Origin of the sequence: Paraburkholderia aromaticivorans, assembly GCF_002278075.1 — a bacterium.
Taxonomy (GTDB): Bacteria; Pseudomonadota; Gammaproteobacteria; order Burkholderiales; family Burkholderiaceae; genus Paraburkholderia; species Paraburkholderia aromaticivorans.
This window is the reverse complement of the sequence record NZ_CP022990.1, coordinates 270,758-289,882: the sequence shown is the minus strand read 5'-3', so window position 1 is coordinate 289,882 and position 19,125 is coordinate 270,758. Positions and strand designations below refer to the sequence as shown.

Below are 19,125 nucleotides of genomic sequence, written 5' to 3'. Positions count from 1 at the left end.
CGGCTAGCCGCGTCCTTGCGGCAGGTACGGCATGGGATCGATCGGCTTGCCGTCGCGGCGCAGCTCGAACCCGAGCGACACCCGCGAGTTCTTTTCGTCGCCCATCTCGGCGATCTGCTGTCCCTGCACGACGATATCGCCGGTTTTGACCAGCAGCTTGCGGTTATGCGAGTAAGCGGTCAGAAAGTCCTTGTTGTGCTGGACGATGATCAGACTGCCGTAACCGTTCAAGCCCATGCCGGCGTACATCACCTTGCCGTCGGCCGCCGCCCGCACAGGGTCGCCCGGTTTGCCGCCGATTTCAATGCCTCGCGTTTCACCCGGCTGGAATCCTTCCACCACGGTTCCGCCCGCGGGCCACGCGAGAGACACGCCATTCGCGTGCCGCGCGGTTTGTTGCGCCACTTCGCGTGCTTCGGCGGCGCTGGGCGCGGGCGAAGGTGCCGACGGCGACGGCGTCGCGCCTACGGCCGAGGCGGCCGCCGCCGCTTGCCGCGCAGCGCCAGAAGCCGCGGCCCCGGAAGCCGCAGCGGCCTTCGCTGCGGCATTAGCCGCATTCACCGCCCGCACCGTTTCCGGCGACGCGACGTGCAACACCTGTCCGCGCTTGAGCCGCGAGGACGCCTTCAATCCATTCCAGGCTTGCAACTGCCCGACGCTGCAATGATGACGCTGCGCGATCCGCGCCAGTGTGTCGCCACGCTTGACGCGATACACCAGCGGCGGCGACTTCTTAAGCGGCGCGCTCTGATCGGCGCTGATCGCGGCCGGCGTGGCCGCTATCGCATCGGCAGCCGGCGCGCTGGCGGCCGGCGCCCCGGATGCAACCGCCGCGCCCGATGCGGCGCCTGACTGCGCACCCTGCTGTCCCACATTCGCACAACCACTGACTGCCAGCGCCACCCATGCGCCAGCGAGACTGGCCATCATTGTTCTGTCGAAACGCTTTCCCATCTTGTTCGACTCCTGCCTCATTCATTGTCGAGCTGGATGCCGGCTTGCCGCAGACGATGCGCGCGCCCGGACGGCGCGCTGCTTTCCCTGCGACACGGCCGAACCGCCTCGTGCGGCGTTCATCCATGCCCTGCCGACCAATCCGCCCCCTGCCTTTACCGGCTGCCGGGTACCCCGGACGCGCGGATACCGCCCGCCAAAACAGCCGATCTTCCGCGAAAAGGGTCAGATTACCGATTAAAATTCCAGCGGAATTGTAAAGTGCGTTTTATAAAAAACGCGTCAACTCACACACTCTGATACAAACCTTACGCCCGGTATTGCGGACATCGTTGCGCGTGCAACGTGTCGGGCGGCTATGCGTGCCGTTGCCCTCGTCCGGACAAGCGATCCGATCCGCGCGCCACGCAAGACGCGCCAACGGCTACCCCTAGGCAGCCGCACGACAACGTTTGCTTTAACGGCAAAGTGGGAGCAAAACTTGAATCGTCCACGCAAACGGCAGCGAGTGCGGGAGGAGAATGGTCGCGGCGCGAGAACGGGCTCGCGCCGCTCCGGCGTGATGGAAGACGGCTAGCTGTAGTACTCCCCGTGATACTTTACATAGCCGACAGGATGATGCGTAAAGTGCAGGACCGGCAGAACGGGATTGCTGTTGTCTTCAGTGGGATAGGCGCTGGCGTCGGGAATGTATTCGCCTTGGGCTTCGATTGGCTGGCCGGCCTGCAAGCCGGGGATTTCATGCGCGAGACCTTCGTTGTCGCCGAAACGCACGGCGACGAAGACCTCCGTGCCCACGAGATTGTCCGTACCGCCGTCGAACTTCAAAACCGTGTCGATCTTGATGATCAAGTGCTGGTGATTGGCCCCGTTATGATTTTCCGGGCTGGCGAACACCTTGCCGATCGTGCCTTGCACACAGGCCAGCGGCGCACCGATCGAATGAACATAACTATGGTGAGGAAGGATCTGCGTTGCGCGATTGCTCATGAAGTCTCCGTGAAAGGAATCCGTCTTGCCTGCGGCGAAACGTAAGGCGCGTCCAAGCCGGCGGCGGCGCGATACCATTTGAGCAGAACATGGCGCGCGAGTTCATCGCGTGCGTTCACGGGAGATGCGATGAGTCAGCCTGCGCAGCGCACATCGTCAGCGTCCATATCGCGCGCGAGTGGCGCGATGTTGACGCATCCAGAGCCGGCAACCGCAATCAAAATGCGTTGGTGTGTTTGGTTGCACACTTCGCCGCCGGTAAAAAAATATGCGGCTCACACAAACGGATCCGGTATGAACCGTAAAAGCGGCCGCAGCATGACGCCCTCCCGTTCCTCTGCATGCCGAACTATGCGCGCACGATCGTGATGCCCAACGCCTCGAACGGCGCGGTCAGCGCCTCGGCGGTGTTCCGTTCGACGACGATCGCGCTGGCCGCCGTCACATCCGCAATCTTGTACGCCGACGCCGCGTGGAGTTTTTCCGCCGACGCCAGCACCACCGTCTCCGCCGCGTGCTCCACGAACGCGCGTTTCACATAGGCCTCTTCCCTGTCGCCGGTGCTCAGGCCCGCTTGCGGATGCACGCCGGTCACGCCCATGAAATACAGATCGGCGCGAATGTGACTGAGCGTTTCTATGGCGGCGGCGCCGACGTTGACCATCGAATGCCTGAACAGGCGCCCGCCGATCATGACGACCTCCAGCCCGGCATGCTCCGCGAGTTCGACCGCGACACTCGGGCTATGCGTGACGATCGTCGCGCGCAAGTCGCGCGGTAGATGACGCGCCAGTTGCACGGCGGTCGTGCCGCCGTCGACGAACGCAATCTGGTCACGCGCGATCATGCCGGCCGCCGCCCGGCCGATTGCCGCCTTCGACGCCGATTCGATACGCTCGCGCCCCGCGAAATCCATCGCGGCGGGCGACGCCGGCAGCGCGCCGCCGTGCACGCGCTGAAGCTGGCCCTCGGCGGCGAGTTCGCGCAGGTCGCGCCGGATGGTGTCTTCGGAGACCTCGAATTCCGCGCTCAAGGTCTTGGCGACCACTTGCCCGTGGCGCTTCAGCGCTTCGAGGATCAACTGCTTTCTTTGCGAGGTCAGCATCGGCGAAGATTCCCGGCGAGTTCGGCGGATTGCACGAAATTCCTTGTTTTTGCACGATATCGCACGATACCATGGATTCGTATGCGGCACGAGCCGCTCGCCCACCGAAGAGGATGCGAACCATGAACGAAACCACCAGCCGGGTAAGGATCGTCGACGTGGAGGTACTGTCCGACGACTGGTACGTCCTGAAAAAAACCACCTTCGACTACCAGCGCGCCGACGGCAGCTGGCAGCGCCAAAGCCGCGAAACCTACGACCGCGGCAACGGCGCGACGCTGCTGCTCTACGACCCGCGGCGGCGCACTGTCGTGCTGACGCGGCAATTCCGCCTGCCGGCCTTCGTCAACGGTCATCACGGCATGCTGATCGAGGCGCCGGCCGGCCTGCTGGAGGCCGCGTCGCCGGAAGAACGGATTCGCGCGGAAGTCGAGGAAGAAACGGGTTATCGGGTGCGCGAGGTCCGCAAGGTATTCGAGGCGTTCATGAGCCCGGGTTCGGTCACGGAAAAACTGCACTTTTTCGTCGCCGAATACGATGCGGTGGCGAAAGTCGGCTCGGGTGGCGGTCTGGCTGATGAAGGCGAAGACATCGAGGTGCTGGAACTGCCGGTGGACGAAGCGCTGGCGATGATCGAGCGAGGTGAAATCGTCGACGGCAAGACCATCATGCTATTGCAGTACGCGAGACTGAACCTGTTGAACAGCTAGCCGGAACGTCGCGAGTTTGCGCGTTTTTCGGATTTATCCTAGCCACCATTAGGAAAAGGACGATAGGTTGAACACGGCAATAAAAATATTCTTACGCATCCATTGAGGTCGAGCGCCGCCGCAGCCAAGGCAACGCCGCTCGATCGGAGGAAAAGCATGTCCGTCAAACTATTTTTAGTTTGCCGCCTTGATCCTGGCGGCAAATCAAGCCGAGGTTCAAGTGGATTCTCTCAGTTCAGCAAACCGATTCATGAGCGGCTTTTTCTTCGGCACGCTGATTGCCGCCGTCATCATGCTGCTGCTGTGCAATGCCGGCGAATTCTCGCCGTTCATGGCCAAGCTGCATGCGGTGCAACAGGTTATCGTGACCGCGCTGATTTCGATCGTGGTCGTCGACGCAAAGCCATTCGCCTACAAAACCGTCTGGCGCGAACGCCGCTGCAGCTTCGTACTCGACGAAGACATCAACGCCACGTTGCGCGGCAGAACTTTTGGCATTCCGTTCGGCGTGCTAGTCGGTATTCTGATTCAGAATTGCGTCTTGAATTGAGCATTAATCCGTCGTGCGTTATCCGATATTCACGCTCTTCAATCCGCGGCCTTCGCTAGTAATCCGGATCCGCGCGCGGCGATGAAATGAAAGCAATTCGCACGCAACTAGAATTTATGCCGGATCGCCGCGCGCACCACGACCTGCCTGGACGTCGATGAAGGAGACTGAGTGCCCGGCGTGAAAGCTTCGTCCAGAATCGAATAGGTCGAGTCGCCGGTCACCTGCTGATATTCGCCCTGAATGTAGACGTCGGTGCGCTTGGACAGGTTGTAGTCCGCCATCAGGCCGAACGAGTGGATTTTCGGCTTCACGCCGCCGGTCGAGGCGTCGTAGGTTTCCATCGTGTACACGTATTGCGCGCCGACGAACAGCATCGGCGAGATCTGATATTTGCCGTTTACCTCGAAATTCTGATACTTCAGCGAGTTCAGCAGCACGCCCGGCGGCACGAGTGGCGTCACGCCGAGGTAGCCGTTGCCGGTCGGGTCCAGATAGTTCGAATTGGTATAGACGAAGCCGGCCGTCGCCGGGCCGAACGTGTAGGTAATGCCGCCGCCGAACACGCGCATGCGGGCGGCGATGAAGCCGGCGTCGTTCGCCGTGATCGCGCCGTTCGCGCCATTGCCGGGGTTGTCCGCCTGCAGGTACGCGGCGGCCACGAGCAGGCCGCCGTACGCGTACTGGCCGCCGAAACTGTACGCGCGGTTGTTCGCGAAGCCGGTGTCGTTGCTAAAGCTGTAGACGCCGCCGAACTGAAAGCCGGACAGGGACGGACTGGTGTACTTGACCGCGTTGTCGAGGCGAAACGTGTTGTCCGTATTGTCGTTATCGTATGGGTGCGAGAACAGCAAGCCGGCCCAGTTGCCGTTGGCCGTGGTCTGGGCCAGATAGTCGACCACCGAATCGTACTGGCGGCCGAACGTCAGCGTGCCGAAGCGGTCGGCGCTCAAACCGACAAACGCCTGGCGGCCGAACATCCGGCCACCCTGGTTGAACCGCCCGGAACTCACGTCGAAACCGTTTTCCAGCTGGAAGATGGCCTTCAGCCCGCCGCCCAGATCCTCAGCGCCTTTCAGCCCCCAACGGCTACCCTGTGCGTAGCCGCTCGCCAGCTCATAGACATGGCCGTGGCCGACATTGTTGGTGTAGTTGATGCCCTCGTCGAGCACGCCGTAAAGCGTCACGCTCGTCTGCGCGGAGGCGGACGCGGCAAAAGTGGCAGACACAGCGGCGGAGACAGCTAGCGCGAACACTTGCTTGTTCATGACGATCTCCCTGCACTCGAGCAATGGGACAACTCGATCCGGCCGCTGTTGTTCTTGACGCTTCGACCCGGTACTCACCGACCCGGCCGCGCTTTACGGAAATCCTCACACGCCGTTAGCTGGCCGTCCATTGGGTGTGGTGTCGATATCTCAAAATGTTGCGAAATCTCCACTTGGTGCGGCAGCCCCTTTTATCCCGGCGCTCATTCAGGTAAGCGGAGCAGCGCCACGCGAACTCGTGCTGGGCAACGGTTGACGCTCGGCCGCCCTGCGCGCTCCAAAGCGGACTTGTCACGGAAAGAAATATAATCGAAAGCTTTTTGCGGCGGTGCAGCGGAACTCCGCGCCGTCGCGGCAGTCATTTTTACTGCCTCCTGCAGCCGTGCCACGTCCGGCCGGTTGAAAGCGGCGACGCGGATCGCGTATCCGCCGCTGTAGCCAATCCAATTTCAAAAAGCCTTGTGAGACGCCTGCCGCGCTGGACTAGCGCGCCGTCGCACAGGGCTTGCTTTGGGCATCGCACAATGCAAAAGTCGCAACCCCGTCTTATCGAGCTCGATTTTTTCCGCGGGCTGGTTCTTCTGATTATCGTCGTCGACCACATCGGCGGCAGCATTCTTTCGCGCGTCACGCTGCACGCCTACGCGCTGTGCGACGCTGCCGAAGTGTTCGTGTTCCTCGGCGGCTTCGCCACCGCCACGGCCTATGCCGCGCTGGCCGAACGGCGCAACGAGACGATTGCGCGTAGCCGCTTCCTGCGGCGCTCGCTGGAAATCTATCGGGCGTTTCTCGTGACCGCCGCGTTGATGCTGCTGGTCAGCGCCGTGCTCATGGCGCTGAGCATCGACGGACCGAATCTCGCCACGACCGATCTCGACGACTTGATGGACACCCCGCTCGCCGCGCTGGGGGACATTCTGCTGTTCCGCCGCCAGCCGTATCTGGCTTCCGTGTTGCCCATGTACGCGTTCTTCGCGCTGCTCGTGCCCATGATCCTGCCGCTCGCGCGCAGCAAGCCCTGGCTGCTGCTGGCCGGCAGCGTCGCGCTATGGGCCGGCGCTCCGGCGATCGACGCCTACCTGCCCGCCGCGCCGGACATGCACTGGGATTTCAATCCGTTCGCCTGGCAGTTGTTGTTCGTGCTCGGCGTGCTGGCCCGTTGCCAGCCGGTCTATCAGCGCGTCAGCACCCACCGCCTGAGCTGGCTCGTCAGCCTGCTGGCGTTCGCCGCGGTGGCGGCCGCGGCTTACTACAAGCTCGTGATCGAGCGTGAGCCGCTCGATGCCAGCCTCAAACAGAATCTCTCGTACCTGCGAGCCGTCAATTTTCTCGCCATTGCGTGGCTCGTCGCGAATCTGATTCAGCTCGGCTGGGCGAAGAAACTCGCGCAATGGATGCCGTGGATCGGCGTGATCGGCCGCAAAGGGCTGCTGTGCTTTATCGCCGGCGCCGTAATCTCGCTTGTGGTCGATTCCGTGCTGTACGCGGCAACGGAAGGCTACCTCAACTATCCGCTCGGACTGCTCGCCGACGCGGTCGCGGTCGCCGCGCTGTTCGCGGTGGCGCTGGGCGCCGAGCCGCTCAAGCGTCTGGCCGGGCGGCTCTATGGCGGGCGGCTTCGCACCTGGCCCTGAGCGACGGGCGCACCCGGGCCGCTCCTCAAGATTTCACAGCCGATCCTGATAGCATGACGGCCGCGCGCCGACTCGCGCGGCGCGCCTCCTGATCTGACATGCGTCCATTCCTGCACTCCGCCCTCGTTGCATTTTGCGCCGCTTCCACCAGCGCGCCGGCGTTCGCCAGCACCGTCATCAGCCGAAGCTTTTATTCCGATGCGCTCGGCCGCGACTGGTCCTACACGATCTATCTGCCTACCGGCTACCGCCATGACACGAGCCGCATTCCCGTGCTTTATCTTCTGCACGGCAACAACGGCGATGCCAACGACTGGATCACGCAAGGCCATCTGCAATCCGCGGCCGACGCGCTGATCGAGCACAAGGACATGCCGCCGGTCGCGATCGTGATGCCGCAAGGCGGCACGGACTGGTACGTCGATCGCAAGGAAAAGATGGAGCGCGCGTTCTTTGACGATCTGCTGCCCGAGATCGAAACACGCTACGCGGTTTCGACACAACGCGGCGGGCGGATGATCGGCGGCGTCTCGATGGGCGGCTTCGGCGCGCTGCGTTATGCAATGACGCAGCCGGAGCGCTTTTGCGGCGCCCTGCTGCTGAGCCCCGCGATCTACGCGAACGAGCCGCCGCGCGCCTCGGCGGCACGGCGCGTCGGCGTGTTCGGCGAGCACGAGTTCGACGCGCGGGTCTGGCACGAGCTCAACTATCCGGCGCAGTGGGAGCGCTACATGAGCCGGCCGTATCGTCTGCCGGTGTTCATCGCCGCCGGCGACGACGATCTCGCGATCCAGGCCGAAGCGTCGTCGCTCTATACGCACCTTCGGCTGGCGGGCAATCCGGCGGCGCTGCGCATTATCGACGGCGGCCATACCTGGGATGTCTGGAGCGCGCTGCTGCCCGCCGCGCTCAAATACACGCTGGGCTGCGTGAAGCCGCCGCCGCAGGACCATCCGTCGAATCAGCGGCCCTGAACGGTTCAGGCGTGCGGCCGCAATGGGCCGGGCAACTCCGTGCAACTATTGCACGAGGTCGGTCCACAACACCATCAGCACGGTCATCAGCGCGGGACCAATGAAGATGCCGAGCAGCCCGAACGTTTCCGCTCCGCCGAGAATGCCGAACAGCACGAGCAGAAATGGCAAACGCGTCGAGTTGCCGATCAGCACCGGCCGCACGAAGTGCTCGGCAACGAACACCACGACCGAGCCGAACACGACAAGGCCGATGGCCGCCGCCACCGAGCCTTGCGACAGGAGCCACAACGCCGCGATGCCGAAGGTGATGGGCGCGCAGAACGGCAGCATCGCGGCAATCGCGGTGACGAACCCAAGCAGCGCGACGTGCGGCAAGCCCGTCACGAAGTAGGCCGCGCCCATCAACGCGCCTTCGCCGAGTCCGACCACGACCAGTCCCGACACCGTGCCGCGCACCGCCGCGGCCATGCGTTGAAGAAGCTGCGCGCCGTCGTCGCCGAAACCGCGCCGCATGGCTTTGAGCAGCGAGCCCGACAGACGCGGGCCCGCCTGAAAGATCACGAACAGCGTGACCAGCACGAATGCGAACACCATCACGGCATGCACCGCGCGCGCGCCGAAGTGCCGGCCGAGCGTCATGACAGTGGGGCTGTGCAGCCCTTTCATCGCCGCCGACCCACGCAGCGGCTGAGCGAGATTGGCCTGCCACCAGCCTGAAATCTGCTGCACGCCGAACGGCAGATGCTGGACGAAGTCCGGCAGCGGAATGCCGTTTTCCTGCACGGTCTTGAACCACTCGTTCATGTCATGCGCTTCGCGAAGCGCCTGCGCAATGCCGATGCCCACCGGCAGCACGACCAGCAACGCGATCAGGAGCGTCAACACGGCGGCGATCAGCGTCGTGCGGCCGGTGAACCAGCGGTTGCCCTCGACCTTGCGCAACACCGGCCACAGCGCGATGGCGATCACGCCGGCCCAGGCGACCACCGCTATGAAATCGCGCACCACCCACAGCGCCAGCAGCACCAATCCGATGTACAGCACGAGCGAGGCCGTTCTCTGCTTTTTCGGGCGGACCGGCAGATCTGGTGCATCCGGCGGTTCGGGAGGTGCGACAGGCGGGGATGAAATCATGTGAGCTCTTATGGTTCTGGGAAGGCGTCTTTGAAGAGGACGTCCCTCGGGCGTGTGCGAGCCGACCGGAAAAATGCAAACCCGCTACACTGGCGCTGCACCGGTCGCCGATCAATAAACTACATCTTAAAGGAACACCGGGGCCCTCCCGCAGGCAGCGCCCTTGTCTCACGCCCTTGTCTCACCACGTACAACACTGCGTTGCAAAAATCCTGCCTATTACTGTTGCGCCGTCTTGGCGGCCCGCAAAGCCCCGTCTCGTCGGCACAGCTCGAATGTCAAGTTTCATTGTTGCTGTTTCAAGAACAGTGTTTCAACGGCGGCACAATGGCTATCCGGCGCGCGCGGGACTACATTCGGCACACCACAATACGGAGCCGACGACGATGACCCTGGAGTCCATCCCCCTGGACGGTGCCAATGGTGTACGCATCGAAATTCTCGAGCGCTCCGACACGACGCTGGTGATTCGCTGGGTCGAGCCGGGACGCTGTCACTACGGTGAACAACGGTGGCGGCGCAGGTCGGCACATACGTCAGGCACATGCGCGGTGTCGCGCCGCAAGATCCGCCGCGGCGACGCGGTATTCAAACCGGCCGAGCGGCCGGCGCCTTCTAACGCTTCGGCGATGATTTGCGCTGAACTTCTGGAGTGCGTCGAGGACTGACACTCCCATGCGCCGCCGGCGTCGCGCACGCTGGCTCGAGGTGCCCGATCCGCCCGGCCGAACAACCCACGTAGCGGTGAGCGCGGCATGCGCTCCGCATCGCGCCGTGGGCAAAACACCCTTTGATTGCAGCCCTTCGCCACGTGCGTTAAGGTGGACCTCATTGCGCCGTGTCACCCTGCCGTACCACGCCCGGCGGTACAGTGACGCGCACTTCCACCCACCGCGCCGTGCCCCTCGCGGCGCCGTTTGAGGGCAAGCCATGGCCGAAGACACGCCGGAAACGCGCGCGCAGATAGCGCCCGCCGCACCTGCCGCACATCCCGTATCGCTCGTCGCACCGCAGCAATTCTCCGTCGACGTCCTGCTCGAAAAATATGCGAAAGGCGATGAGCAATCGGCCGACGACGTGTTCAAACGCGTCGCGCGTGGCGTGGCCGATGCCGAGCCGCCGGCGCTGCGCGCATCGGTCGAGGCACTGTTCGTCGACAACCTGCGGCACGGCGCGCTCGGCGCGGGCCGCATCATGAGCGCGGCGGGCACCGGCATCGCGGCCACGCTGATCAACTGCTTCGTGCAACCGGTGGGCGACGCGATTCAAGGCGTCGACGAACAAGGCCTGCCCGGCATCTACGTTGCCCTGCTGCAGGCGGCCGAAACCATGCGCCGCGGCGGCGGGGTCGGCTACAACTTTTCGGCGATCCGGCCCAAGGGCGCGCGCGTTCACACCACCAGTTCGTCGGCCTCCGGTCCGTGCAGTTATATGGACGTGTTCGACGCGTCGTGCCGCACCGTGGAGAGCGCCGGGTCGCGGCGCGGCGCGCAGATGGCCGTGCTCGACTGCGATCATCCGGACCTGCTGGAATTTATCGAGGCCAAACATTCGAAAGGCCGCTGGAACAACTTCAACGTTTCGGTCGGCGTCACCGACGAATTCATGCGCGCCGTCGAAGAAGATCAGCCCTGGCAACTCGTGCATCGCGCCGAGCCCTCGCCGGCGCAACGCGCGGCCGACGACGTGCGGCAACGCGGAGACGGCCTGTGGGTCTACAGCGAACGCCCGGCGCGCGCGATCTGGGATCGCATCATGCGCTCCACTTACGACGTCGCGGAACCCGGCATCGTGTTCATCTCGCGCATGAACGAAGACAACAATCTGCGCGCCGTGGAAACCATTCGCGCCACCAATCCGTGCGGCGAACAACCGCTGCCCGCCTATGGTTGCTGCAATCTCGGACCGCTCAATCTCACGCGTTTCGTGATCGATCCGTTCGCGCAGATCAAAGGCCGCAAGCCCTCGTTCGACTGGGACGGACTCGCGAAGCGCACGCGCACGCAGGTGCGCTTTCTCGACAACGTGCTCGACGTCACGCTGTGGCCACTGCCGCAGCAATACGAGGAGTCGCGCGCCAAGCGGCGCATCGGCGTGGGCTTTACCGGCCTCGGCGACACGCTCGTCATGCTCGGCTTGCGCTACAACTCGCAGGAAGGCCGCGACTTCGCCGTGCGCATCGCGCAACTGATGCGAGACGAAGCGTATCGCGCGTCCGTCGAACTGGCGCGCGAGCGCGGCGCGTTTCCGCTCTTCGACGCCGCGGGCTATCTGGAAGCCGGCACGTTCGCCTCGCGCCTGCCCGAGGACATCAAGCAGGCGATTCGCCGCGACGGCATTCGCAACAGCCATCTGCTGTCGATCGCGCCGACCGGCACGGTGAGCCTCGCGTTTGCGGACAACGCGTCGAACGGCATCGAACCGGCGTTCTCGTGGACTTACTCGCGCATGAAGGTAATGGCCGACGGCAGCCGCGAATCGTTCGACGTGGAAGACTACGCGTATCGTCTTTATCGCGAGCTCGGCGGCGACGTCGGCAAACTGCCCGACTATTTCGTCAGCGCGCTGGAAATGTCGGCGCGCGACCATCTCGACATGATGGCGGCCGTGCAACCGTATGTGGACACCTCGATCTCGAAGACCGTGAACGTGCCCGCCGACTATCCATTCGAAGCGTTCGAAAGCCTCTACTTCGACGCGTGGAAGAACGGTCTCAAGGGTCTCGCCACCTATCGGCCCAACGAAACGCTCGGCGCGGTGCTCAGCGTGAGCCCGCCGCAAGCCGACGACACGCTCGCCGAGAGCGATCTCGATCCGCTGCGTATCGCGATCGATCACCGGCCGAAAGGCGAACTGCCCGCGATCATCGAGAAAGTCGAGTATCTGACGCAGGCGGGCAAGAAGTCGCTGTATGTGGCGGTGTCGTTTATCGAGGTCACGGGCCGGCTGGGCGGCGAAGACGTCACCATCGAGCGGCCTATCGAGTTCTTCATTCCCACCGGTCAGCGCGACGAATCGCAGCAATGGATCACCGCGACCATGCGTTCGCTGTCGCTCGCGGCGCGCGGCGGTTTTGTCGCGCGCAACCTGCAGGATATGCGCAAGGTGTCGTGGGACCGAGGCCAGGTCAGGCTCGGCGAAGTGCAGCGGCTGGATGGCCACCGCACGCCGCGCTGGCACGATTCGGAAGTGGCCGCCCTCGCCTTTGCGATCCAGCAGATTCTGCATCGGCGCGGCTTTCTCGACGCCGAAGGCAATCAGGTGCCCTCGCGCATGCTGGCGCGTTTGCCGCGCGGCCAGATGCGCGCCGAAACGGCGTTGCCGGCGGATTTCGGCATTCGTCCGCATCCTGTCGAAACCGACGCCGACGCGCTCGCGTTGACACAGCCCGGCGGAGTACTAGGGCTGCAAACCATGCTCGGGCGCAAATGCGGGTCGTGCGGAGCGAATGCGGTGATTCGCAAGGACGGCTGCGACTTCTGCACGGCATGCGGTGAAGTGGGCGCCTGCGGGTAAAGCCGGCGACGGGTAACGCCGACCGGAAATGCCACGGCCGCCCTATTCTGGCGGCCCTCTCTTTATGCATCTTTCTGATATCGCCGAGCGCACCGCACGCGGGCCTTGCGGCCCAGTCGAGCGGGCGGCGGCATGCCGGCGAAGCCGCGCGAACTTTCGCCTTAGCCCACTCTCGCGTAATACAGATTCTGTGGATGCTTTGCTTCGGCAAAGAAAAACCAGCGCTCCGCCACCAGACCCGCGTACTGAACGAGGCACGCGGCAGCCAGCAAGCCGAGCGACACGCCGATCGAATGCAGGCTCGCGCCGAGCGCCATCAGCACGACCGGCGCGACGAACGCCGCGGCGAGAAAGCCCCATTTGACACCGCGCAGCGTACCCGCCGACTTGCCGTGGAAGAACTCGCGCAGATTGAACGCACCGGCGGTAAAGCCGCGCGACACCTGCACCAGCTTCGGATTGCGAATGCCGGTGGCGCTTTGCACCGTCGATTTCGGCCGCAGACGCGCATTGCGCACGAGCGATGCCGAGCGGCTCGCGCAACCGGCAAGCGTCAATGCGCACGCGCACACCGCGAGCCCCGCGGTCAGCGCCGCCGCGAACCAGGCGCTCAAGGCTGTCGCCAGCGTGAAGCCTGAAGCGCAACCGAGCAGCGCGAAGTTGACCAGCGTGAGCGGCGTGGCCCACTCCTGCAGAAAGCGCAAACACGCGTAGATCATCGCCGTGCAGACGAACAGCACGGCGCTCGCGAGCACGCCGAGCCAGCCTATCGCGAGCGACCAGGGCGAACCGAACCCGTGCGCGACGCCGTAAAAAAACGCGCAGGCGAGAAACGCCGGCAGACACAGACATTCGCGCGACAACCACGAGGTGCGCCACATGGCGATAGCGCGCCATGCGCGCTCCGGATGGCCGAGATGGAAGAACGAGGCGAGCAGGCCGAGGCCGCCCAATATCACCGACACGGCCGCGCCGGTGAGATAGAACGCCTCGGCGGGCGGCGCCAGCAGGCCGAGATGCGCAGCCGTTTCCACGCCGACGAGCGCGATCAGCAGGCCCTGTGCCGCGCCGCTCAAGGTGGTGAGGAAAACCACGGAGAATGCGGGGTTCATCGTAAGGTCCTATGGGTTTCAGATGCGCGTCGCCATCGACGCGAGATGCAGCTCACCGCGCTCGAGCCGAGCGTCGAGCGATTCCGGCGACTGGGCCGGCTCCGACATCGAGCCGGACGATTTGCACGAGCAGGCGCCGCTGCCGCAGCCCGCGGCCTCGGTGGGCACGCGCGGCAGATAATGATTGGCCGGCCGCGTATTCCACTCGGGCATCAGCTGATAGCCGCCGCGCTCCTCGATCGCTTTCGACACCACCGACTGCGGGTCGTGAATATCGCCGAAGAGCCGCGCCGAGGTCGGGCACGCAAGCACACAGGCCGGCTGGCGGTCACGCTCCGACAGATTCTCATCGTGAATGCGATCGACGCACAGCGTGCACTTCGTCATCTCCTTGCGGCCTTCGTCGAGCTCGCGCGCGCCGTACGGGCACGCCCACGCGCAATACTTGCAGCCGATACAGCGGTCGAAGTCCACCAGCACGAGCCCGTCTTCCTTGCGCTTATAGCTCGCACCGGTCGGGCACACCGGCACGCACGGCGGGTCCTCGCAGTGCAGACACGACTTCGGAAAATGGATCGTCTCGGCGTTGGGAAAGCTGCCGGCTTCAAAGCTCTGCACGCGGTTGAAGAAGGTGCCGGAGGGATCCGCGTCGTACGGATTCAGATCGGCGAGACTGCCCGATTCGCCCGACGTATTCCACTCCTTGCAACTCGTCACGCACGCATGGCACCCCACGCACACGTTCAGGTCGATCACCAATGCCATCTGTGTCATCAAAGGCTCCTTGCGGCTGTCGATGCTATTTGCGCCCCGTCGCGCCGCGCAGCCGCGCCGCGAACTCCCCGCGCCCGGCGAAGTAGGTTTGCACGATGCGCGAGATCACGCCGTTCTCGCCCGGCACCGCGGGCATTGCAGCGAATTGCGGCAGCGTGTGCCGCGCGTGCGCTTCCGCCGGATAGATGCGCACGCGCACGTCGTACCAGGCGGCCTGACCCGTGACCGGATCGGAATTCGACATGCGGCTCGCCACTTCGTCATCGCGGCCGGGCAACTCGTCGGTGATCAGGTGGTTGAGCAGGAAACCACGTTGCGATTCGTTCGCGCCGGGGCCGAGGCTCCACGCGCCCGCTGCCTTGCCGATCGCGTTCCAGGTCCACACCGTGCCCGGCTCGACGGTCTCGCTGAAGCGCGCCATGCAACGCACGCGGCCCCATTGCGATTCGGCGTAGATCCAGCTGCCGTCGGCAATGCCGTGTTCGGCCGCCATCAACGGATTCATGTAGAGATAATTCTCGCCATGAATCTGCCGCAGCCATGCGTTCTGCGAGTCCCACGAGTGGTACATCGCCATCGGCCGCTGCGTCACCGCGGCGAGCGGAAATCGCGCGAGGTCCGTGGCCGCGCTTTCGAGCGGCGCATACCAGAACGGCAACGGATCGAAGTAGGTTTCGACGCGCGCGCGCAGATGGTCGGGCGGCTGCCTGCCGCTCGTGCGACCCTGCGCGGCGAGCCGGAACTTCTGCATCACATCGGAATAAAGCTGGATCAGGATCGGCTCGCCGAACTTGCGAAAACCGTTCTTGACCGCCCATTCGAGATACGGCCCATTGCAGTTGCGCATGTATTGCAGCGTCTCGGGCAGCCGGTAATGGAACACGCAGTTGTTCTTGGCGTACTGCTCCCACTGCCGCGGATTGGGTTCACCCACCAGCGCCTTGTCGCCGTCCTTGCCGCGCCAGCCGCTCAGGAAGCCCACGCCGGAATCGGGCGAAGTCGTGAAATTGACGACGAAGTCGGGATAGTCGCGAAAGCGCCGCGCGCCCCCTGCGGTCGTGAAGGCCGGAAACTTCAGCCGCGACGCCAGTTCGATCAGCACTTCCTGGAATGGCTTGCATTCGCCGGTGGGCGGCACGACCGGCACCCGCACCGAATCCACCGGGCCGTCGAATTCGGAAATCGGCCGGTCGAGCATCGACATCGCGTCGTGCCTTTCCAGATAGGTCGTGTCGGGCAGGATCAGGTCGGCGAACGCCGTCATCTCCGACTGGAACGCGTCGCACACCACCAGAAACGGAATCTTGTACTCACCGTTCTCGTGCTTGTCGGCGAGCATCTCGCGCACTTTCATCGTGTTCATCGACGAATTCCATGCCATGTTGGCCATGAAGATCATCAACGTGTCGATCGGATACGGGTCGCCGCGCCACGCGTTGGTAATCACGCTGTGCATTACGCCATGCACGGCGAGCGGATATTCCCACGAGAAGGCCTTGTCGATCCGCACCGGGCCGCCCTGATCGTCGATGAAGAGATCCTCCGGCGCGGCGGGCCAGCCGAGCGGTCCGGTGGCGAGCGGCGTGTTCGGCTTGACGGCGTCCGGGCTGTTCGGCGGTTTCGCCGAAGGCGGCACGGCGCGCGGAAACGGCGACTTGTGACGAAAGCCGCCGGGCCGGTCGATCGTGCCGAGCAGCGACATCAGCACGGCGAGCGCGCGGATCGACTGGAAGCCGTTGGAATGCGCCGCGAGGCCGCGCATGGCGTGAAACGCCACCGGGTTGCCGGTGACCGTTTCGTGCGTCTCGCCCCATGCGTCGGTCCAGCGGATCGGCAAAGTGATGCGGTGCTCGCGGCTCGTCTGGATCATCTCACCCGCGAGGCGCCGAATCGTGTCCGCCGAAATGCCGGTGATGGCGGCGGCCCACTCCGGCGTGCAATCGGCCACACGTTCGCGCAGCAGCGCGAACGACGGCGTGACCGGCGTGCCGTCGTCGAGCGTATAGCGGCCCTCCAGCGCGGGCGTGACGCCCGGCGCGTGATGCGGCACGGCGCGCGCCGCGCTCGCATCCCACCAGAGATGGTTCTGCGGAAACAGCGGATTGCCGACCGGCCGCTCGGGGTCGCGCACGAACAGGCCGAAGTTGTCGCTCGCTTCGTCGAGATCGACGAGTTCCGCCGCGTTGGTATAGCGGCGCACGAACTCGTGATCCCACGCGTCGGCGGCAATCAGTTCGTGCAGAAACGCCATGAACAGCGCGCCGTCCGTGCCGGGCTTGATCGGCACCCATTCGTCGGCGATCGCCGCGTAGCCGGTGCGGATCGGGTTGATCGCAATGAAGCGGCCGCCCGCGCGCTTGAACTTCGACAGGGCGATTTTGAGCGGATTCGAATGATGGTCTTCCGCCGTGCCGATCATGAAGAAGAGCTTGGCGCTGTCGAGATCCGGGCCGCCGAATTCCCAGAACGAGCCGCCGATCGTATAGATCATGCCGGCCGCCATGTTGGCCGAGCAGAAGCCGCCGTGCGCCGCATAATTAGGCGTACCGAACTGTTTCGCGAAGAGTCCGGTCAGCGCCTGCATCTGGTCGCGGCCGGTAAAGAGCGCGAATTTCTTCGGGTCGGTGGCGCGAATCGCGCCGAGGCGCTGTTCGAGCACGTCGAACGCGTGTTCCCACGACACCGGCTCGAACTGCGCGCTGCCGCGCTCCGCGCCGGGCTTGCGCATCAACGGCCGCGTCAGGCGCGCGGGCGAGTACTGCTTCATGATGCCGGAGGCGCCCTTCGCACAGATCACGCCCTGATTGAGCGGATGCTCCGGATTGCCGTCGATGTAGCGCACCTCGCCGTCACGCAGATGCACGCGGATACCGCAACGACAGGCGCACATGTAGCAGGTGGTGGTCTTGACATCGAGCCGTTCGTTCTGCGTGCGGGCGTGGTGTTCCATGCGGGATCTCCGTCGCTGCTCCGGATGTGTCGAAGCGGTGGTGATGCAATACCGCCCATCCTATTCGCCGCAGCCCGACAATGGAAATCGCCATTTTCGACGGAAAGTATCCGCCACACCGATAGTTTCGGATTGCCTTTCAGCGATGCGTCGGCGCGTGCGGAGCGCGAGGGGGCGGCCGCGCCCGGTTTGCAAACCGGGCGCGCGCTTCCGCTCGTCACTGCACTGACACCAGAGGGCAAAACCGCTGGACGCGTGAGCGAAGGCTCCGCGTCAGATCGGCGTCAATACCGCCTCGCCCGCACAATGGCGGCTGGCGTTGCTCAGGAAGTTATCGACCGAGGCCGTGATCGCCTCCGGCGAGCGTCCGCCCACATGCGGCGTCAACACCACATTGCGCAGCGTCAGCAAGGGCGCGGGAGGATTCGGTTCGCCTTCGTAGACGTCGAGCGCCGCGCCGGCAATCGTGCCCGCCGTGAGCGCCTGCGCGAGCGCCGCCGTGTCGAGCACGCTGCCGCGCGAGACGTTGACCACGAAGCCCCGCGGACCGAGCGCCTCGAACACCGTCTGGCCGATCAGATGACGCGTGCCCGCACCGCCCGGCGTGGCCACGATGAGAAAGTCGCTCCACCGCGCGAGCGCTTCCACGCTGTCGAAGTACGCGTGCGGCGAGCCTTCACGCGGCTTACGGTTGTGGTAGCCGATCTCCATGTCGAAACCCGCGCCGCGGCGTGCCACCTTCGCACCGATATTGCCGAGCCCGACAATGCCGAGGCGCTTGCCGGAAACGTTCGGGCGCATCGGCAAGGTATCTCGCCAGGCGCCTTCGCGCGTGGCCTGATCGAGTTGCGGGACGTCGCGCACCACCGCGAGCAGCAAGGCGAACGCATGGTCGGCCACGCAATCATCGTTGGTCCCCGAGCCGTTGACGAGCACGATATCGCGCGAGCGGGCATGGTCGACGGCAAGGTTTTCATAGCCCGCGCCCAACGCGCTGACCAGCTCCAACAGCGGCATGCGGTCGATTTCAGCGGCGGTGAGCCCGGTCGTGCCGTTGGTCAGCACCGCGCGAATCGTCGCGCCGTGCGCGTCGATCGCGGCGGCCCGCTGGGTCGCATCGGGAGCATAGACGAGCTCGAAAGCCGCCTCGATACTCGCGCGGCTTGCATCGTTCAAGTGGATCAGAACCAGAAGGGATGGCTTCATGAAGGCGCTTTCGTCGGCAACGTGCAACGTGAATGGACGGAACGGATTTCAGCGCAGTGTAGCAAGGCTCGCCAACGCGCGCAGGCGCGCAGCCGGAGCGCTCGACGACTCGCCGCGCCCTGCCTGGAACGCGAACCGGCGCGGCCGCGTGCCTCAAGTCTCCTGCAACCCGGCCGTTATCTCGATGAAGGGCGAAAGCGAAGATGATGCGTAACCGGTCTTTCTTTTCAGCAACCGCTCAACCG

Annotated in this window: 16 protein-coding genes; 7 read left to right on the top strand and 9 right to left on the bottom strand. The window is 64.4% G+C overall.

The genetic code is table 11. The annotated features are described in order from the left end of the window. Positions 1-3: 3 nt before the first annotated feature. From CJU94_RS21075 to CJU94_RS21065, 3 genes are all read right to left on the bottom strand, one after another. On the bottom strand, positions 4-954 hold the full coding sequence (locus CJU94_RS21075; RefSeq protein WP_095420664.1) for a peptidoglycan DD-metalloendopeptidase family protein: 951 nt from the start codon (positions 952-954) through the stop codon (positions 4-6). Positions 955-1,527: 573 nt separating this feature from the next. Next, complete coding sequence (locus tag CJU94_RS21070) at positions 1,528-1,944, bottom strand: hypothetical protein (protein ID WP_095420663.1); 417 nt, start codon at positions 1,942-1,944, stop codon at positions 1,528-1,530. Between the two features lie 349 nt (positions 1,945-2,293). Next, positions 2,294-3,049, bottom strand: coding sequence for a DeoR/GlpR family DNA-binding transcription regulator (locus CJU94_RS21065; protein WP_095420662.1), 756 nt, complete (start codon positions 3,047-3,049; stop codon positions 2,294-2,296). A gap of 122 nt (positions 3,050-3,171) precedes the next feature. Here CJU94_RS21065 and CJU94_RS21060 point away from each other — a divergent pair, with 122 nt between their 5' ends. Next, complete coding sequence (locus CJU94_RS21060; protein ID WP_095420661.1) at positions 3,172-3,759, top strand: NUDIX domain-containing protein; 588 nt, start codon at positions 3,172-3,174, stop codon at positions 3,757-3,759. Between the two features lie 250 nt (positions 3,760-4,009). After that, positions 4,010-4,309, top strand: coding sequence for a hypothetical protein (locus CJU94_RS21055; protein ID WP_244221041.1), 300 nt, complete (start codon positions 4,010-4,012; stop codon positions 4,307-4,309). 107 nt (positions 4,310-4,416) lie between these two features. Here the strand turns inward: CJU94_RS21055 and CJU94_RS21050 are convergent, their stop codons facing one another. Then, the gene (locus CJU94_RS21050; protein WP_095420659.1) at positions 4,417-5,577 is read right to left on the bottom strand and encodes a porin; all 1,161 of its coding nucleotides are present in this window, start codon (positions 5,575-5,577) and stop codon (positions 4,417-4,419) included. A 524-nt stretch (positions 5,578-6,101) separates the two neighbouring features. On the opposite strand from CJU94_RS21050, the gene CJU94_RS21045 reads away from it, so the two are divergent. Together CJU94_RS21045 and CJU94_RS21040 are read left to right on the top strand one after the other, a co-directional pair. Further along, positions 6,102-7,211, top strand: a complete 1,110-nt coding sequence (locus tag CJU94_RS21045; protein WP_095420658.1) for an OpgC domain-containing protein — start codon at positions 6,102-6,104, stop codon at positions 7,209-7,211. 98 nt (positions 7,212-7,309) lie between these two features. Beyond that, complete coding sequence (locus CJU94_RS21040) at positions 7,310-8,185, top strand: alpha/beta hydrolase (protein ID WP_095420657.1); 876 nt, start codon at positions 7,310-7,312, stop codon at positions 8,183-8,185. 45 nt (positions 8,186-8,230) lie between these two features. On the opposite strand, the gene CJU94_RS21035 is transcribed toward CJU94_RS21040, so the two are convergent. Next, on the bottom strand, positions 8,231-9,322 hold the full coding sequence (locus tag CJU94_RS21035) for an AI-2E family transporter (protein ID WP_095420656.1): 1,092 nt from the start codon (positions 9,320-9,322) through the stop codon (positions 8,231-8,233). Positions 9,323-9,708: 386 nt separating this feature from the next. Between CJU94_RS21035 and CJU94_RS21030 the strand changes: the two genes are divergently transcribed. Together CJU94_RS21030 and CJU94_RS21025 are read left to right on the top strand one after the other, a co-directional pair. Beyond that, positions 9,709-9,990, top strand: coding sequence for a DUF3331 domain-containing protein (locus CJU94_RS21030; RefSeq protein ID WP_007177006.1), 282 nt, complete (start codon positions 9,709-9,711; stop codon positions 9,988-9,990). Positions 9,991-10,252: 262 nt separating this feature from the next. Then, on the top strand, positions 10,253-12,838 hold the full coding sequence (locus CJU94_RS21025) for an adenosylcobalamin-dependent ribonucleoside-diphosphate reductase (protein WP_095420655.1): 2,586 nt from the start codon (positions 10,253-10,255) through the stop codon (positions 12,836-12,838). A 161-nt stretch (positions 12,839-12,999) separates the two neighbouring features. Here the strand turns inward: CJU94_RS21025 and CJU94_RS21020 are convergent, their stop codons facing one another. From CJU94_RS21020 to CJU94_RS21005, 4 genes are all read right to left on the bottom strand, one after another. Further along, positions 13,000-13,950: a dimethyl sulfoxide reductase anchor subunit family protein gene (locus CJU94_RS21020; protein ID WP_095420654.1), complete on the bottom strand. Its 951-nt coding sequence runs from the start codon at positions 13,948-13,950 to the stop codon at positions 13,000-13,002. 18 nt (positions 13,951-13,968) lie between these two features. After that, on the bottom strand, positions 13,969-14,724 hold the full coding sequence (locus CJU94_RS21015; RefSeq protein WP_095420653.1) for a 4Fe-4S dicluster domain-containing protein: 756 nt from the start codon (positions 14,722-14,724) through the stop codon (positions 13,969-13,971). A gap of 25 nt (positions 14,725-14,749) precedes the next feature. Continuing rightward, a complete protein-coding gene (locus tag CJU94_RS21010; protein ID WP_095420652.1) occupies positions 14,750-17,674 on the bottom strand; it encodes a molybdopterin-dependent oxidoreductase in 2,925 nt (974 codons plus the stop codon). Between the two features lie 273 nt (positions 17,675-17,947). Continuing rightward, complete coding sequence (locus CJU94_RS21005) at positions 17,948-18,880, bottom strand: 2-hydroxyacid dehydrogenase (protein ID WP_095420651.1); 933 nt, start codon at positions 18,878-18,880, stop codon at positions 17,948-17,950. Here CJU94_RS21005 and CJU94_RS21000 point away from each other — a divergent pair. Beyond that, a complete protein-coding gene (locus tag CJU94_RS21000; protein ID WP_095420650.1) occupies positions 18,879-19,094 on the top strand; it encodes a hypothetical protein in 216 nt (71 codons plus the stop codon). The two genes, CJU94_RS21005 and CJU94_RS21000, sit on opposite strands and share 2 nt — an antisense overlap. The last annotated feature ends 31 nt before the right edge of the window (positions 19,095-19,125 follow it).

Coding starts and splice junctions, on each gene's coding strand:
- CJU94_RS21075 (WP_095420664.1), bottom strand. CDS start 954: ATGGGAAAGCGTTTCGACAGAACAATGATGGCCAGTCTCGCTGGCGCA.
- CJU94_RS21070 (WP_095420663.1), bottom strand. CDS start 1,944: ATGAGCAATCGCGCAACGCAGATCCTTCCTCACCATAGTTATGTTCAT.
- CJU94_RS21065 (WP_095420662.1), bottom strand. CDS start 3,049: ATGCTGACCTCGCAAAGAAAGCAGTTGATCCTCGAAGCGCTGAAGCGC.
- CJU94_RS21060 (WP_095420661.1), top strand. CDS start 3,172: ATGAACGAAACCACCAGCCGGGTAAGGATCGTCGACGTGGAGGTACTG.
- CJU94_RS21055 (WP_244221041.1), top strand. CDS start 4,010: ATGAGCGGCTTTTTCTTCGGCACGCTGATTGCCGCCGTCATCATGCTG.
- CJU94_RS21050 (WP_095420659.1), bottom strand. CDS start 5,577: ATGAACAAGCAAGTGTTCGCGCTAGCTGTCTCCGCCGCTGTGTCTGCC.
- CJU94_RS21045 (WP_095420658.1), top strand. CDS start 6,102: ATGCAAAAGTCGCAACCCCGTCTTATCGAGCTCGATTTTTTCCGCGGG.
- CJU94_RS21040 (WP_095420657.1), top strand. CDS start 7,310: ATGCGTCCATTCCTGCACTCCGCCCTCGTTGCATTTTGCGCCGCTTCC.
- CJU94_RS21035 (WP_095420656.1), bottom strand. CDS start 9,322: ATGATTTCATCCCCGCCTGTCGCACCTCCCGAACCGCCGGATGCACCA.
- CJU94_RS21030 (WP_007177006.1), top strand. CDS start 9,709: ATGACCCTGGAGTCCATCCCCCTGGACGGTGCCAATGGTGTACGCATC.
- CJU94_RS21025 (WP_095420655.1), top strand. CDS start 10,253: ATGGCCGAAGACACGCCGGAAACGCGCGCGCAGATAGCGCCCGCCGCA.
- CJU94_RS21020 (WP_095420654.1), bottom strand. CDS start 13,950: ATGAACCCCGCATTCTCCGTGGTTTTCCTCACCACCTTGAGCGGCGCG.
- CJU94_RS21015 (WP_095420653.1), bottom strand. CDS start 14,724: ATGACACAGATGGCATTGGTGATCGACCTGAACGTGTGCGTGGGGTGC.
- CJU94_RS21010 (WP_095420652.1), bottom strand. CDS start 17,674: ATGGAACACCACGCCCGCACGCAGAACGAACGGCTCGATGTCAAGACC.
- CJU94_RS21000 (WP_095420650.1), top strand. CDS start 18,879: ATGAAGGCGCTTTCGTCGGCAACGTGCAACGTGAATGGACGGAACGGA.
- CJU94_RS21005 (WP_095420651.1), bottom strand. CDS start 18,880: ATGAAGCCATCCCTTCTGGTTCTGATCCACTTGAACGATGCAAGCCGC.